Origin of the sequence: Methylobacterium sp. WL19 (assembly GCF_008040005.1) — a bacterium.
Classification (GTDB): domain Bacteria; phylum Pseudomonadota; class Alphaproteobacteria; order Rhizobiales; family Beijerinckiaceae; genus Methylobacterium; species Methylobacterium bullatum.
Genome location: NZ_VRVC01000043.1, coordinates 19,916 through 35,085, shown reverse-complemented (window position 1 = coordinate 35,085; position 15,170 = coordinate 19,916). Strand labels below are relative to the sequence as shown.

General features: G+C 65.2%; 10 protein-coding genes and 1 rRNA gene. 6 read left to right on the top strand and 5 right to left on the bottom strand.

What is annotated here, in order from left to right; translation table 11 throughout:
- The 3 genes from rrf to FV220_RS10905 all read left to right on the top strand — a co-directional run.
- Positions 1–93: ribosomal RNA gene (rrf, locus tag FV220_RS10915) — 5S ribosomal RNA — on the top strand; the annotation flags it as partial.
- A gap of 239 nt (positions 94–332) precedes the next feature.
- Positions 333–1,043 carry a response regulator transcription factor gene (locus FV220_RS10910; protein WP_147831324.1) on the top strand — a complete coding sequence of 237 codons (711 nt, stop codon included), beginning with the start codon at positions 333–335 and terminating at the stop codon, positions 1,041–1,043.
- A complete protein-coding gene (locus FV220_RS10905) occupies positions 1,040–2,428 on the top strand; it encodes a HAMP domain-containing sensor histidine kinase (protein ID WP_056150171.1) in 1,389 nt (462 codons plus the stop codon). Before FV220_RS10910 ends, FV220_RS10905 begins: the two co-directional genes overlap by 4 nt.
- Positions 2,429–2,722: 294 nt before the next feature.
- Here FV220_RS10905 and FV220_RS10900 read toward each other — a convergent pair whose 3' ends face one another.
- The gene (locus tag FV220_RS10900) at positions 2,723–4,969 is read right to left on the bottom strand and encodes a calcium-binding protein (protein ID WP_147831322.1); all 2,247 of its coding nucleotides are present in this window, start codon (positions 4,967–4,969) and stop codon (positions 2,723–2,725) included.
- Positions 4,970–5,574: 605 nt separating this feature from the next.
- On the opposite strand from FV220_RS10900, the gene FV220_RS10895 reads away from it, so the two are divergent.
- Positions 5,575–8,433, top strand: coding sequence for a bifunctional [glutamine synthetase] adenylyltransferase/[glutamine synthetase]-adenylyl-L-tyrosine phosphorylase (locus FV220_RS10895; RefSeq protein WP_246689430.1), 2,859 nt, complete (start codon positions 5,575–5,577; stop codon positions 8,431–8,433).
- 111 nt (positions 8,434–8,544) lie between these two features.
- Here the strand turns inward: FV220_RS10895 and FV220_RS10890 are convergent, their stop codons facing one another.
- From FV220_RS10890 to FV220_RS10880, 3 genes are all read right to left on the bottom strand, one after another.
- Positions 8,545–9,558, bottom strand: coding sequence for an adenosine kinase (locus tag FV220_RS10890; protein WP_147831318.1), 1,014 nt, complete (start codon positions 9,556–9,558; stop codon positions 8,545–8,547).
- Between the two features lie 98 nt (positions 9,559–9,656).
- Positions 9,657–9,977, bottom strand: coding sequence for a hypothetical protein (locus tag FV220_RS10885; protein ID WP_018042124.1), 321 nt, complete (start codon positions 9,975–9,977; stop codon positions 9,657–9,659).
- Between the two features lie 84 nt (positions 9,978–10,061).
- Entirely contained in the window at positions 10,062–10,955 is an 894-nt protein-coding gene (locus FV220_RS10880; protein WP_147831316.1) for a protein-methionine-sulfoxide reductase heme-binding subunit MsrQ, read from the bottom strand.
- A 226-nt stretch (positions 10,956–11,181) separates the two neighbouring features.
- On the opposite strand from FV220_RS10880, the gene ligA reads away from it, so the two are divergent.
- Both ligA and FV220_RS10870 read left to right on the top strand, forming a co-directional pair.
- The gene (ligA, locus tag FV220_RS10875; protein WP_147831315.1) at positions 11,182–13,605 is read left to right on the top strand and encodes an NAD-dependent DNA ligase LigA; all 2,424 of its coding nucleotides are present in this window, start codon (positions 11,182–11,184) and stop codon (positions 13,603–13,605) included.
- Positions 13,602–14,453: a 3'-5' exonuclease gene (locus FV220_RS10870; RefSeq protein WP_147831313.1), complete on the top strand. Its 852-nt coding sequence runs from the start codon at positions 13,602–13,604 to the stop codon at positions 14,451–14,453. Before ligA ends, FV220_RS10870 begins: the two co-directional genes overlap by 4 nt.
- Before the next feature lie 4 nt (positions 14,454–14,457).
- Here FV220_RS10870 and FV220_RS10865 read toward each other — a convergent pair whose 3' ends face one another.
- Positions 14,458–14,940 (bottom strand): peroxiredoxin, encoded by a 483-nt coding sequence (locus FV220_RS10865; RefSeq protein ID WP_018042128.1) that lies wholly within the window; start codon positions 14,938–14,940, stop codon positions 14,458–14,460.
- Positions 14,941–15,170: the final 230 nt, after the last annotated feature.

The following is a 15,170-nucleotide window of genomic DNA, read 5'->3' as shown; positions in this document are numbered from 1 at the left end:
CAGAACCCGATCCCATCTCGAACTCGGCCGTTAAACACACCAGCGCCCATGGTACTGTGTCTCAAGACACGGGAGAGTCGGTCGCCGCCAGACCTGCACAGTACAGAAAACATCCCCCCTCAACGATGACACCAAAACACCCGCCTCCTCCGAGGCGGGTGTTTTGCGTTTCGGTGTCGCTTTTCTTACCGGATGGTCATGATCCGGCCAAAGGGCGGTAAGTCGAGGCCCGGCACACTCCCATCCTGTCTCAGAAGAGGGGAGGGGGCTTCGTGCCGATCCAAGCTCAAGCGGCTTTCCCGCGCATTCCCGACCACGTATCGTCCGGCCCCATGCGCCTTCTCATCATCGAGGACGACCGCGAGGCGGTCTCCTATCTCGTCAAGGCTTTCAAGGAAGCCGGACACGTGCCGGACCATGCGGTCGATGGGCTCGATGGCTATGCCCTGGCGCGGGAAGGCGATTACGATGTCCTCATCGTCGACCGCATGTTGCCGAAGCTCGACGGATTGTCCCTCATTCGCTCCCTGCGCGAGCAGGAGGTCAACACGCCGATCCTGATCCTCTCGGCCCTCGGGCAGGTCGACGACCGGGTGAAAGGCCTGCGGGCCGGTGGCGACGACTATCTGCCAAAACCCTATGCCTTCTCCGAGCTCCTCGCCCGCGCCGAGGTGCTGGCCCGCCGCCGCGCATCCTCGCCCGGCACCGCCGAGGCGACGTCCTATCATGTGGGGGACCTGCATCTCGACCGGCTGTCACACCGCGTCACCCGCGGCGGGCATGAGATCCTGCTCCAACCCCGCGAATTTCGGCTGCTCGAATATCTCATGCGCCATGCCGGGCAGGTCGTGACCCGCACGATGCTGCTCGAACATGTCTGGGACTACCATTTCGACCCGCAGACCAACGTCATCGATGTCCATGTCTCGCGCCTGCGGGCCAAGCTCGACAAGGATTTCGACACCGCCCTGATCCATACGATCCGCGGTGCCGGCTACATCCTGCGACCGGACGAAACCTCCCGCGCGTCCGACGCGCCGTGAGCGAGGCCGATGCTCTGCCCGCGCGCATCCGGAATCTGTTCCGGACGACCGCCTTCAAGCTGTCCTTCGCCTATCTGGTGGTCTTCGCGACCTTCGCCTTCCTGGCTTTGGGCTATGTCGCCTGGAATGCGAGCCGGGTCCTCGACGACCAGATGGTGTCGACCATCGAGGCCGAGATCAACGGCCTGTCGGAACAGTACAAGGCCGGAGGCCTGCGCCGGCTGATCTCCGTCGTCGAACGCCGGGCCGGCGAACCGGGAGCCTCCCTTTATCTGGTCACGACGGCGGCGGGAGAGCGGGTGGTCGGCAATGTCGGGGCGCTCGCGGATGGAACCCTGGCCCAGCCGGGCCAGACCGAGGCCGCCTATGCCCGCAGCGGTCAGTCCGACGTGCTCGACCGCCACGCCATTCTGCAGGTCTTCGTTCTTCCCGGAGGCTTCCGCCTCGTCGTCGGACGCGACGTGGAGGAGCGTGACCGGCTGCGCTCCATCATCGCGACGACCTTCGGTTCTTCCGTGGCCCTGGTCGTGATCCTCGGCGTCGTCGGGGGATGGTTCGTGGCCAGCCGCGTCCTCCGGCGGGTCGACGCCATGACGGAGACGACGCGCCGGATCATGGCCGGCGACCTCGATGGGCGGCTGGCGGTCGCCGGAAACGGCGACGAACTCGATCGATTGGCGAGTAATCTCAATGAGATGCTCGAGCGTATCGGTGAGTTGATGCGCGGCCTGCGCGAAGTCTCCGACAATATCGCCCATGATCTCAAGACGCCGCTGACCCGGCTGCGCAACCGCGCGGATGAGGCGCTTCACGGCGCCGATACGCCCGAGCAATTGCGTGCCGCCATGGAGGGCGTCATCGAGGAGAGCGACGGCCTGATCCGGGTCTTCAATGCCCTGCTGATGATCGCGCGGCTGGAGGCCGGAAACGCGCAGGAGATCATGGCCCGGTTCGACCTCGGCCTCGTGGCGCAGGAGGTGGGCGAACTCTATGAGGCGCTGGCCTCCGAGCGGGGGATGGAACTGGCCATCGAGGCGCCCGAAGGGCTCATGATCCGTGGCAATCGTGAACTCGTGGGCCAGGCCCTCGCCAACCTCATCGACAATGCGGTGAAATATGGCGGCGCCGGCGGAACGGTGCGTGTCACCGCCGAAGAGCGCGGATCGGGCATTGCGGTCATCGTCTCCGACAATGGTCCGGGCATTCCGGAAGACGCGCGCGGGCGCGTGCTCGGCCGGTTCGTCCGCCTGGAGGAGGCGCGGTCCCTGCCGGGATTCGGGCTCGGGCTCAGTCTCATCAATGCGGTGGTGCGCCTTCATCAGGGCGCGCTCGCGCTGGAAGACAACCGACCGGGACTCCGCGTCGTCATGACCCTGCCTGCCTGAAAGTGCCTTACGAAACTCCCGGTCACCGTCGGTTTTCGCTCACGGCACAACGGTGCAGCGGAGGTGTTGTGAGAGATACGAAGCAGGTTCGCGACGGTCTCTCACGATGTGAAGTAGGGACGTCCCGTCACAGCCGTATTCTTGACCTTTGAGAACCGCACACAGTTTTCAGGTGCGAGCGGTCTTGGGCAGGCTAACCGCACGACACCAAGCCAACCTGTCAGGCTTTCGCTTAATTTGCGGACATAAAAAAGGGCTGCCGTCAGGCAGCCCCTCTCAATATGTGATTGGACGTCAGACGACGAACGACCCGTTATCCAAGGTCTGCTGGCCCTGGAGGAGAACGGCGAAGTCAGCCGCTCCATCTCCGTTCGTGTCACCCTGGAGAAGGGTGTTGCCACCACCGAACTTCGTCCGCAGTTCGCCTGCCTGACCCGAGAAGCCGTCCGTTCCGATGAACTGGAAGCCCTGGTCTCCGGCCTGTCCGAGGTTCGCATCGATCCCACTGAGGTCGATGCGATCGCCCTCGGCGAAGTCGAAGTCCTTGATGATGTCGCGTCCGGACACCGCGACGTCACTGTCGGTGACGGCCTTGAACACGAAGGTGTCGGCACCATCACGGCCGAAAAGGAGATCACGGCCGTCGTCGCCGTAGATCGTGTTGTCGCCGTCATTGCCGTAGATCTGGTTCCGGATCTCATTGCCGTTGGCAGTCAGATCATCGGTACCGGAGAGCACGAGCTTTTCGGTGTTGGCTTCCATCGTGTGGCTGACGGTGGATCGAATGGTGTCGAAGCCTTCGCCCGGTTGTTCGATGATACGATCGCCAGCGTTGTCGATGACGTAGGTATCGCTCCCAGTGCCGCCGATCATAGCGTCGGCTCCCGTGCCACCCAGCAACGTGTCGCCGCCGTCGCGACCCACGAGTGAATCGTCTCCTGCGCCGCCGCTCAGACGATTGTCGCCGTCGTTGCCGGTGATGCGATTGTCGAGGTCATTGCCGGCACCGTTCAGATCGCCGTCTTCCCTGAGGACGAGGTTCTCGACGTTGTCCGACAAGGTGTAGCTCACGGACGAGCGAACGGTATCGTTGCCCTCGCCTGCCAACTCGATAACCTGATCTCCTGCTCCATCCACGGCGTAGACGTCGTCGCCCGCACCACCCTGCATGATATCGTCGCCGGCGCCGCCGATGAGGAGATCGTTTCCACCGCCACCGGTGAGGAGATCATTTCCTTCTCTGCCAGCAAGGCGGTTATCGGCGATATTGCCGGTGATGCTGTTGTCGAGGGCGTTGCCGGTTCCGTCGATGGCGCCGGTACCCGTGAGGGTGAGGTTTTCGACGGTGTCGGACAGGGTGTAGCTGATGGAGGACAGAACGGTGTCGGTGCCTGCGTCGGCGCCTTCGACCACCGTATCGCCGAGGGAATCGACGACGTAGCTGTCGTTGCCGAGGCCACCGATCATGGTGTCGTTGCCGGCACCGCCGACGAGGAAGTCGTTACCGGTTCCGGCGGTGATCGTGTCGTCGCCCTGGCCCGCATTGTAGTAGAAATCCTGCCCGGCGCGGAAGGGCGGGAAGAACGTCAGCGCATCGTCACCGTTGGTCCCGAGCACCACGCCCTCGAACGTATTGCCACGCTGAGTGCCCGAGACGAGGTCGCGAACGTCGAAGGTGATGCCCTGCGTTCCGGCCACGAAGGTGATGCCCTCATCGTCGTAGCGAGAGATGGGACCGGTCAGATTACCGTCGGCATCTTCTGCCTGTACGCGAACTGCAAGCCCGCCATCCTGGTTGGTCAGGCTGCCGGCATCGTTGGTATTGCCGTTGCCCACCTCGGCCGAGGTGAAGGTCAGGCGCACGTTGCCGGCACCACCATCGGCGCGATCGAACCGGACGGTGTCGTTGCCGTCGCCGAGATTCACCTGGTCACTGCCATCGGTGGAGACGTTGACGCCGAACGTGTCGTCGCCGTCGCCGCCGAAGACGGTGTCGATTCCGGAACCGCCGCCGATCGTATCGTTGCCGCCGCCCGTCGAGATGACGTTGTTACCGCCGCCGCCATAGACGACATCGTCTGCCGAGCCCGTGGTGAGCGTGTCGTTTCCGTTTCCACCCGTCAGCTGCGCCCGGACATTGCCGGTATCGACGACGTTATCGCCCGTGTCGGACAGGTTGAAGTTCACCGACTCAAAACCATAAATGACGGTGCCGTCGGACGCCCTGCCCGTACCGTTCTCGTCGAGCGTCAACGTAATTGGGGTTGCCGAGCCGACAACCGGTCCATTGAAATTGAAATTGACCGACAGGAAATCGTTACCCTGGCCGCCGACCAACCGATCGAGCTTTCCGCCAGTGACGTTGTCGTCGCCAGAACCGGCGCGAACGATATCACGCACAGGATCGATGGATCCGGCAAAAATATTGGCGGGACGATCGACAGAGTCGATCGTATCGTCGCCGCCGAGGCCATTGATGGTGTCTTCGTCTTCGGTGCCGGTCAGGAAATTGTCGCCGTTATCGCCATTGATCGTAGCCATTGCGTCGTCTCCCTTACTCGCAGCCTGAGATGCACGTGCGGCTCACAGGTTTGCGGCGACGCTGATACGCATGGTTAGCCATAGAGGTTTCAGTTCGCGATAATAATATTGAATAAATATTTATAGTAACTTTAGTTAGTGTCGTAATATAGACTGTTGCTAATTGGACTGTCACTAAATTACTACATAAATTTGCAGCGAGTTAGGGATTAAACTGACTACTTATTTCTTATCGGAGGCGGGAAGACTATTCCCGGCCTTGCCGAACCATAAATGCGATTGTGCGAACCGCGATGTTACATAACGCCCAACCCGCGAACGTCCGCTTCCCAGGACGGCACGGACCGGAAGCTCAGGCGACGTTGGGTCGAACACCGAACGTCCGCTCCCGGGCGGAGGGCTAAAGCCCGCTTCCCACCCATCGCGGACGCTCAAGGCGGTTGCCATCCGTCAGATTTCCACCACGAGCTTGGGCTTGTGAAGTCTCGCGCGTTTTCTGACGTAGAACCAGTGCCCGCTTTTGCTGAACCCGCTGAGCCGGGGAAGGACAGCCCGTGACCGAGGAAGCGCCTTTGACCCAGCGCCTGACGAGGGCGCCCGTGCTAATGGATCCCGAGCGTGCGGCGGCACGGCTCAAGGAGGTCGAGGCCGCGTTCGCCCATCTCAACGAGGCGGGACGAGCGCTGCTTCTCGGCCTCGCCGACCATTCTCCCTTTTTATGGCAGCGTGTCGTCCGAGACCCCGAGCGCGTCGCCGCGATGCTGGATCGACCGCCCGAACGCGTGGTTGCCGACCTCATCGCCCGGCAGCGATCCGCCGCTCGCGGTGAGAGCGGAGAGGTCCGCGATCTCGATGCCGTCGCCGCCGAGCTTCGACGCAACCGCGGTGACCATGCTCTTCTCGTGGCCCTGGCCGATATCGGCGGGCTCTGGCCCCTGGCGACGGTGACCGAGGCGCTCTCCGATTTCGCCGATGCCTCCGTTCATGCGGCAGCCGAAGCTCTCTTGTTGCAGGCGGCCGAAGCCGGGCGGTTTCACCCCCATGACGTCGCGAGCCCGCAGCTCAAATCCGGCCTCGTCATCCTTGGCCTCGGCAAGCTCGGGGCCGGCGAGCTCAACTATTCCAGCGATATCGACCTCGTCGTGTTCTTCGATCCCGATATCGCGCGGCTGAAGGAAGGACTGGCTCCGACGCCGTTCTTTTCCAAACTCGCGCAGGGGATCGCCAAGCTGCTGCAGGAGCGCACCGCCGATGGCTACGTCCACCGTGTCGATTACCGACTGCGCCCCGATCCCGGATCGACGCCGACGGCCATCTCGCTGAATTCGGCCTATCTCTATTATGAGAATCTCGGCCAGAACTGGGAGCGTGCCGCCTATATCAAGGCGCGCGCGATCGCCGGCGACATCGAAGCGGGCGAACACTTCCTGACCGGCCTGAGGCCCTTCGTCTGGCGCAAGTATTTCGACTTCGCCTCCATCGCCGACGTCCATGCGATGAAGCGCCAGATCCATGCCGTGCGCGGGCACGACACGATCGCGGTGGCCGGGCACGACATCAAGCTCGGGCGCGGCGGCATCCGCGAGATCGAGTTCTTCGTCCAGACCCAGCAACTCGTTTTCGGCGGGAGACGGCCGGACCTGCGCGGCCGCCGCACCATCGCGATGCTGGCGGCGCTCACCGAGGAAGGCTGGATCGACGGCACAGCGCGCGACGAACTGGGGCAGGCCTACGATTTCCTGCGCACCATCGAGCATCGCCTGCAGATGGTGAATGACGAGCAGACGCAACGATTGCCGACCGAAGAGGCGGGGCTCGAGAGCTTCGCCCGTTTCGCCGGTTTCGCCGACGCCAAGGCCTTCGAAACGAAACTGCTCCATCACGCCCGCCGGGTGCAGGCGCATTACGCGCTGCTGTTCGAGGCCGAACCGGACCTGTCCTCATCGGTCGGCAACCTCGTCTTCAGCGGGACGGACGACGATCCCGCGACCCTCGCCACTCTCCGAACCCTGGGCTTTTCCGATCCCGAGCGCGTGGCCGAGACCGTGCGCGGCTGGCATTTCGGTCGTCGCCCCGCCGTCCGCACGGCGCGTGCCCGCGAGGTCCTCACCGAACTCGTCCCGGCCTTGATGCAAGCGCTCGGCGGCACGCCGAACCCCGATGTGGCCCTGGATACCCTCGACCGCGCCTTCGCGCGCATGCCGGCGGCGGTGGAACTCCTCACCATCCTGCGTTCGAACGACCGTCTGCGCCTGCTCTTCGCCGACCTGCTGGGAAGCGCGCCGCGCCTAGCCGAGACCGTCGCGTTCAGTCCCCATGTCCTCGACACGGTCATCGACCCGGCCTTCGTCGTGCCGAAAGTGGATGCCGAGGACATCGCCGCGCAGTATCGCGGGCTGGTCGGCAAACCGGCGGCCTACGAGGATTTCCTCGACCGCAGCCGGGACGCGGCGCGGCAGTTGCGCTTCGTCACCGGGGCGCGGCTGCTCACGGGCATCCTGTCGCCGCAGGCGGCGGGGCGGGCCTATGCCGGCATCGCCGACGCCGTGGTGGAGGCGAGCCTCGAGGCGGTGTCGCGCCAGTTCTTCGCCGAGCATGGGGAGGTGCCCGGCGGGCGCTGTGTCGTCCTCGGCCTCGGGCGGCTCGGCGCCAACCAGATGACGGCGGAATCCGATATCGACCTCGTCGTGCTCTACGATTTCGATGCGGAAAACCGGACCAGCCTCGGGCCGAAGTTGATCGACGCGGTGATGGCCTACAACCGGCTGACGCAACGCCTCGTCGCGGCGCTGACCGCGCTGACCCGGCGCGGCGGTCTCTACGAGGTCGATCTTCGCCTGCGTCCCGGCGGCGGGCAGGGGCCCGTGGCGGTACAGGTCCGGAGTTTCCTCCCCTATCAGCAGGGGGAGGCCGATCTATGGGAGCACATGGCGCTCACCCGCGCCCGGGTCGTCGCCGGGGATCGGAGTCTCGGCGACGAGGTGATGGGGCAGATCCGGACCATCGTCGGGCTGAAGCGCGAGGCGGCGGAGGTCTATCGCGCGGTGCGCGACATGCGCCGGCTCGTGGCCAGCGAGAAAGGGTTTGCGGGACCGCTCGATCTCAAGCTGGCGCCCGGCGGATTGCTCGATCTCGACTTCATGGCCCAGGCCCTCACCCTGGCCCATGCCGAAAGCCATCCCGGTCTCATCGGCCTCGATGCATCCTCCGTCTTCGCCGAGGCTGGTAATCGGGGCCTTCTGCCGGTGAACGAGGCGCGACGGCTCGGCGAGGCCTATCGCCTCTTCGACGATGCGCTCCATTGGCAGCGTCTCATGGGCGAGGCGGACTCGAAGGCGGGCGCCTCGGTGGCGCTGACGCGGCTCGCCATCGCCATGGGCCTGCCGGATGCCGCTACCCTGGCGGCGGAACTCGATGAACGCCGCGCCGAGGTCAGATCGCTGTTCGAGCGGCTCCTCGGCTGAGCCTCGCAGGCCCGCTCTCGCGGGTCTTTTGCACCGGAATCGGACCGATCTACCGCTTCGCCGTAAATCGCGTCCGATGGCGGTCGAAAGGGGGGTGCTATGGCGGTGGTTTCAGAGGAGTCCGCGCGCCTTGGCCAGGGCCACGAGGTCGTGCTGCGGCCGGGCGCCGATATGCTGGATCACCTCCGCCGCCGCCAGCGCTCCGAGCCGGGCGCTCGACACATAGTCGAGGCCGCGGGCGTGGCCGGCGAGGAAACCCGCCGCGAACAGGTCCCCGGCGCCGGTCGTATCCACCACCTCATGCACCGGTGAGGCCTCGATGGAGCGGATCTCGCCGCCCTTCACCACCATCGCGCCCTCGGCGGAGCGGGTGACGAGACCGAGGAGATGCATGCCGCGCTGGTTGCGCTCGTCACGCAAAGCTTTGAGGGCCGCTTCTTCGTCGTCCGTCTCGTAGAGGCTCTTCAACTCGCCAATATTGGCGAACAGGATATCGATGCTTCCGTCACGGATGAGGCCCAGGAACTCCTCACGGTAGCGGCCGACGCAGAACGCATCGGACAAAGTCAGTGCGACGGCGTTGCCGGCATTGTGGGCGATCTTGGCGGCCTTGCGGAACGCCTCCTTGGCCGCCGGCGGGTCCCAGAGATAACCTTCGAGATAGACGGTGCGGGCACTCGCCACGGTGGCCTCGTCCACATCGGCCGGCGACAGGCCCTGGCAGGCACCGAGATAGGTGTTCATGGTGCGCTCGCCGTCCGGCGTCACCAGGATGAAGCAGCGGGCGGTGGCGGGGCCTTCCGACGCGGCCGGCACCGCGAAGGAGACGCCCGTCGCCTTGAGATCATGGGCGAAAAGACCGCCGAGCTCGTCGTCGCGGACCTTGCCGATGAAGCCGGTCTTCGCGCCGAGGAGAGCCGCGCCCACCGCGGTGTTCGCGCCAGAGCCGCCGGAAACGATGGTGGCCGGTCCCATCACCGAGAACAGGCTCTCCGCCCGGTCCTCGTCGATGAGATGCATGGCGCCCTTGGGGACGCCCTGCTGTTCGAGAAATTTCTCATCCGTCCGCGCGATCAGGTCGACGATGGCGTTGCCGAGAACGAGAAGGTCGAGGGGAGCGGACATCGGACATCCTGTCTGGCGCTGGCGATGCCGCAGGCTGTGGCATCGCACCCGGAGAGGGTCAAGCGAGGGAGGGCGTCACGGGTCCGCGAAGACGCCCCCTATTGCAGCGCCTTCACCTCGCACTGCGCGTAGTCGCTGCTCGCTTTCACATAGGCGTTCAGCGCCTTCACATAGGCCTCGGCCAGGGGACGATAGGCCGCGATTTGCAGGTTGTAGGCCTTCACCGTGTCGTTGAACGTGTAGGCCTCCCAGCCGGGGCATCCGCCTTTGGCGTCGAGGCAGGCGGGCTTCGCGGGCGCGGTCGGCTTCGTCGGGCGTGTCGCCGGGTCCGGCGGCACGGCCTTCGTGCATTCCGCCATGGCGAAGGACGGCAGAAGGGCTGTCAGGACGAGAGCCGCTCCAAGAAGCCTGACACGCATCGCTGGAATTCCCTCACGTTCGAAACGCCCACTCACCGAGACGGTGCTGAGCTTGTGCGCGAGGGATTCGCCTGTCGCAAGCACTCAGCGCGCCTGGACCGCTTCCCGCCCGGACTGGTGGGAGACAGGCCTGCCCTTGCCGCCCCCACTCATGGCGGGCCGCATGAGGTTGAGCAGCGGCAGAGCGATGCCGCTGATGAGCACCCACCAGGCCGGGCGCAGGCCATCGTAGAATTCGAGGTTGGCTCCGAGCACCGCGCTGGCGGGAACGCCGCTCTTGAACCCATACCACGCCGCCTCCACCAGGGCGGTGACGAGGGAGGCCGCGATGGCTAGGCCGAGCAGGGTGATCGCGTTCATCGGCAGGCGGAAGCGCTGCATTTCCCGCCACCCCATGAGCAGAAGAAACAGGCCCGTCCAGTAGACCGGCGCCGACACGTCGATCTTGGCCTGAAGGAAATAGTGGAACAGGCCGAGCACCGCGATGACGTAGACGGATTTATGCAAGCGCGGCCAAGCCTTACCGAGACGGCGGATCATCCCGTCCGTGGAGGTGATCCCCAAGACGGCAAGGCCCAGCAGAGCCACGAAGCCGATGGTGAGGTAGAACCGCGAGACGATCTCGCTCACGACCTTCGACAGGATGAAACTCTGATCGACGATGTAGAGGCCGAGATGGACGATGCCATAGGCAAGGACGGTCAGCCCGAGCATGCGCCGGACCAGGATGAGCTTCGGATAGTTCGCGATCCGCCTCAGCGGCGTCACCGCCAGCGACAGCAGCAGGAAGCGCACCGCCCACTCTCCTGTGCTGTGGATGAGGGCCGTGATCGGCTTCGGCCCGAGGGCGTCGAACCCATAGGCGGCGGCGAGCCAGATCCCCGGCGCCAGCGCGAACAGGAATGTCGCGAGTTTCAGGCCCGAAACGCGGCCGGCGCGGTCATGCCAGGGAGCGGAGAAAGCGGGTTTGGCAGGCATCAGGGTCCGTCAGCGAGTAAGTCTTCGCCCTCAGGTAGGCGAGCGAGGGGACGAAATGGGGTGGCCCGGCCACACGTTCGCGCGAGACCGCCTTTTCCATTCGTATGACTACCGCTGAAGGTTACCTATCCGCCGTACCGTCGCGGCGCATCTCCGGGGCCTCCCGTCGCCCCGCCCGGATGTGGTAAAGCCCGCGGCGCCCCAGCCAAAGCCGTGAAACGCGTTCATGCCAGCTTCTGCCTTGCCCGCCCCGATCGATGCCATGAGTGCCGAGGAGGCTCGCGCCGAGCACGCTGCCCTGTCGGAGCAGATCGCGGAGGCCGACCGGCTCTATCATGGAGAGGATGCGCCCGAGATCACGGATGCGGAATACGACGCCCTCCGGCGCCGCCTCGAGACGTTCGAGACCCGCTTCCCCGATCTCGCCGGCACCGGACAGGCAAGCGCCTCCGTCGGCGCAAAGGCCTCGGAAAAATTCGCCAAGGTCCGGCACGCGGTGCCGATGTTGTCGCTGGGCAATGCCTTTGCGGACGAGGAAGTCCACGATTTCGTGGGCCGCGTCCGTCGCTTCCTCAACCTGCCCGATGAGCCGCTCGCCTTCACCGCCGAGCCGAAGATCGACGGCTTGTCCCTTTCTCTGCGCTACGTCGAAGGCAGGCTTATCACGGCGGCCACGCGCGGCGACGGCGAGGTCGGAGAGGATGTGACCGCCAATGCGCGAACCGTCTCCGGTATTCCTGAGACGCTGGAGGGGACGGGCTGGCCGGAGATCTGCGAGGTGCGCGGCGAGGTGTATCTCTCGCACGCAGATTTCGCCGCCATCAACGCCCGCCAGGAAGAGGCGGGAAAGTCGCTTTTCGCCAATCCGCGCAATGCGGCGGCCGGGTCCCTTCGCCAACTCGATTCCCGGATCACCGCCTCGCGGCCGTTGAAATTCTTCGCCTACGCCTGGGGCGAGATATCGGAGATGCCGGAGACGACGCAGCATGGGATGATCGCCGCCTTCGCCTCATGGGGATTCGCGGTGAACGACCGCACGGTTCTCTGCGCCGACGCGGATGCCATGCTGGCGCATTACCGCGCCATCGAGGAGGATCGCGCCAGTCTCGGCTACGACATCGACGGCATCGTCTACAAGGTCGACGATCTCGCGTTGCAGCGCCGGCTCGGCTTCGTCTCGCGTAGCCCGCGTTGGGCGCTGGCGCATAAGTTCGCGGCGCAGAAGGCCTTCACGATCCTGGAGGCCATCGAGATCAATGTCGGCCGGACCGGGTCGCTCAATCCGCTAGCGCGGTTGAAACCGGTGACAGTTGGCGGCGTCGTTGTCTCGAATGCAACCCTCCATAACGAAGGGTACGTTCAGGGCGTCGGCGGCGACGGTGAGCCGATCCGTGACGGGCGAGACATCCGCGTCGGCGATACAGTTGTCGTCCAGCGCGCCGGCGACGTGATCCCGAAGGTGATGGATGTCGATCTTGCGCGGCGACCGCCGGATGCGACGCCCTATGTCTTTCCGGAGACCTGTCCCGCTTGTGGCAGCCGCGCCGTCCGCGAGGTCAATCCGCGCACCGGACAGCGCGACGCGGTACGCCGCTGCACTGGTGGACTCATCTGCCCGGCGCAGGGACTCGAGCGCCTGAAGCATTTCGTCTCGCGCAACGCCTTCGATCTCGAAGGCTTCGGCCAGACCTATATCGAGGTGCTGTTCGAGGCCGGGCTGATCAAGCAGCCCGCCGACCTGTTCCGCCTGGAATTCGCGCCGTTGAAGGAGGCCATCGTCGCCCGTCGCGAAGCGCTCTCGGCCGAACGCCGCGCCGAGGGCGAGCCACCGCCGAAGAAGGCGAAGAAGAAGGGTGACGACGAGGACAAGGCGATCAAGAACCTGCTGGCCTCCATCGACGAGCGCCGCAGCCTGGCCCTCAACCGGTTCCTGTTCGCCCTCGGGATTCGCCACATTGGTGAGTCCACCGCCAAGGCCTTGGCCAAACGCTTTCCGGATATGCCGAGCCTGATGCAGGCCCTTGCCGCCGCTGCCGCCGCTCAGGCCGGACCGGACTGGCTCGAACTCTCGGCGGTACCGAGGGTCGGCCCGACGACGCGGGACCGGTTGCTCGAATTCGGCTTCTCGGGCGAGGTGGAAGGCGGCGAGGTCGCGACGGGTCGGCGTCCGACTACGGCGCAGCGTGCGAACCTGATCGCCCATTACGGCGACGAGGCCGCCGTGGAAGCGGCTGTGAGCCGCGCCCGCGAGCAGCGACCCGGCGATGCCTATCGTCTCTTCGCCGACGATGGCGAGATCGGTCCCGTCGCCACGGATTCCCTCATCGCGTTCTTTGCCGAACCGCACAATGCCGATGCGGTCCATGCCCTGATCCAAGAGGTGAAGACCGAGCCGATGGCGGCGGCGGCAACCGCAACGGCCTTCGCAGGCAAGACCGTGGTCTTCACCGGCTCCCTGGAGCGCATGACTCGAAGCGAGGCCAAGGCGACGGCCGAGCGTCTCGGTGCCAAGGTTTCGGGCTCCGTCTCGGCCAAGACCGATCTCGTCGTCGCTGGGCCGGGGGCGGGCTCCAAGCTGAAGGACGCCGAGAAGCATGGGGTCAAGGTCGTGAGCGAAGAAGATTGGCTCGCCATGGTGGAGACGGCGTGACCACGCTCGCCATCGACTTCGAGACGGCCAATGAGAGGCGCGACAGCGCCTGCGCGGTTGGCCTCGCCTGGATCGAGGGCGGCGCGGTGGTGCGACGTGAATCACGCCTGATCCGCCCGCGCGAGATGCGGTTTTCTCCGGGCAACATCCGGGTCCACGGTATTTTGCCAGCGGATGTCCGGCAGAAACCGGAATTCCCGGACGTGATGGCGGAGTTCCTACCCGACCTCTCGTCCGGGCTGGTCCTCGCCCATAACGCCGGGTTCGACTTGGGCGTGCTACGCGCCTCGCTCCACACCTATGGCATGGCAGTTCCGGCCTTCGCTTCGCTCTGCACCCTTCAGATCGCGCGAAGAGTGTTTCCCGCATCGGAAGGTTGCGGCCTCGGCAAGGTGGCCGCCCGGCTCGGTATCCGCTTCGAGCACCACGATGCGGGCGAGGACGCCTATGCCTGCGCGGAGATCGCCCTGGCGGCGGCAAGGGAGCATGGCGCGCCCGATATCACCGCCTTAGCGAGGGCGATCCATCTCCCGATCACGCAACTGCCGGCCGGCTATGTCGAGCGGGAAACGCGATCGTTCGGCGCGCCCGGCCCGCAGATCGCGGCGATGCGGTTTTCCGTGCGGGGAAGTCGTGGCGCACTCTACGCGGTGACACTGGAGGACCGCCCAAGCGGCCCGCGTCTGCGCTGCACTTGCATGGCTGGACGCTACGGCGTCGCCTGCCGCCATACCAAAGCGCTACTCGTTGGCGACATCACCGATCTCGTATCTGGCAACCACGCGGACGTGGTCGCTCTCAGCCGGATGTTCGACGAGACTGCAATGCCGCGGCCCCGCGACATGTGACCGTTCAGATGACCTTGAGCAGGGCGTCGACGCCGGAAATCTCGGTCTTGGCCGGGGATTCCTCGACGTTCAGGACGCGCACCACGCCATCATCCACCAGCATAGAATAGCGCTTCGAGCGCGGGCCGAGCCCGAATCCCGCACCGTCCATGTCGAGGCCAATGGCCTTGGCGAACTCGGCATTGCCGTCGGCGAGGAACTCGATTCCCTCGGCGTTGCTGGCTTTCTGCCAGGCTTCGAGCACGAACACGTCGTTGACCGAAGTGACGGCGACGGCATCGACGCCGCGTGCCTTGATCTCTTCCTGCTTCTCGACGAAGCCGGGCAGATGATTACGGTGGCAGCTCGGCGTGAATGCGCCGGGCACGCCGATCAGGACGATGCGGCGCCCCTTGAAGATGTCGTCGGTGGTCTTCGCCTCAGGCCCCCCGGCGCCGCTCACGCGAAAGGTCACCTGGGGAAGGTGGTCGCCAACCTGGATCGTCATCCGTCGTCGTCTCCTCAGATCGCCTGGAGCCCATGCCCGGTCTTGAGGACCGGTTCTCCTTACCGCGCGTGGCCCCATGGACCAACGGCGCCATGATGGCCCCCGGTGGGCGAGAAGGGTCTACCCCGAGCCCATGGGTGTGTCGAGGAGCGCCTCGTAGAAGCGGGCGCCGTCCACATTCCTTCTGCGGGTCGCGACCCGATCAAAGCAGAATGGAGAGGTGGCCACCC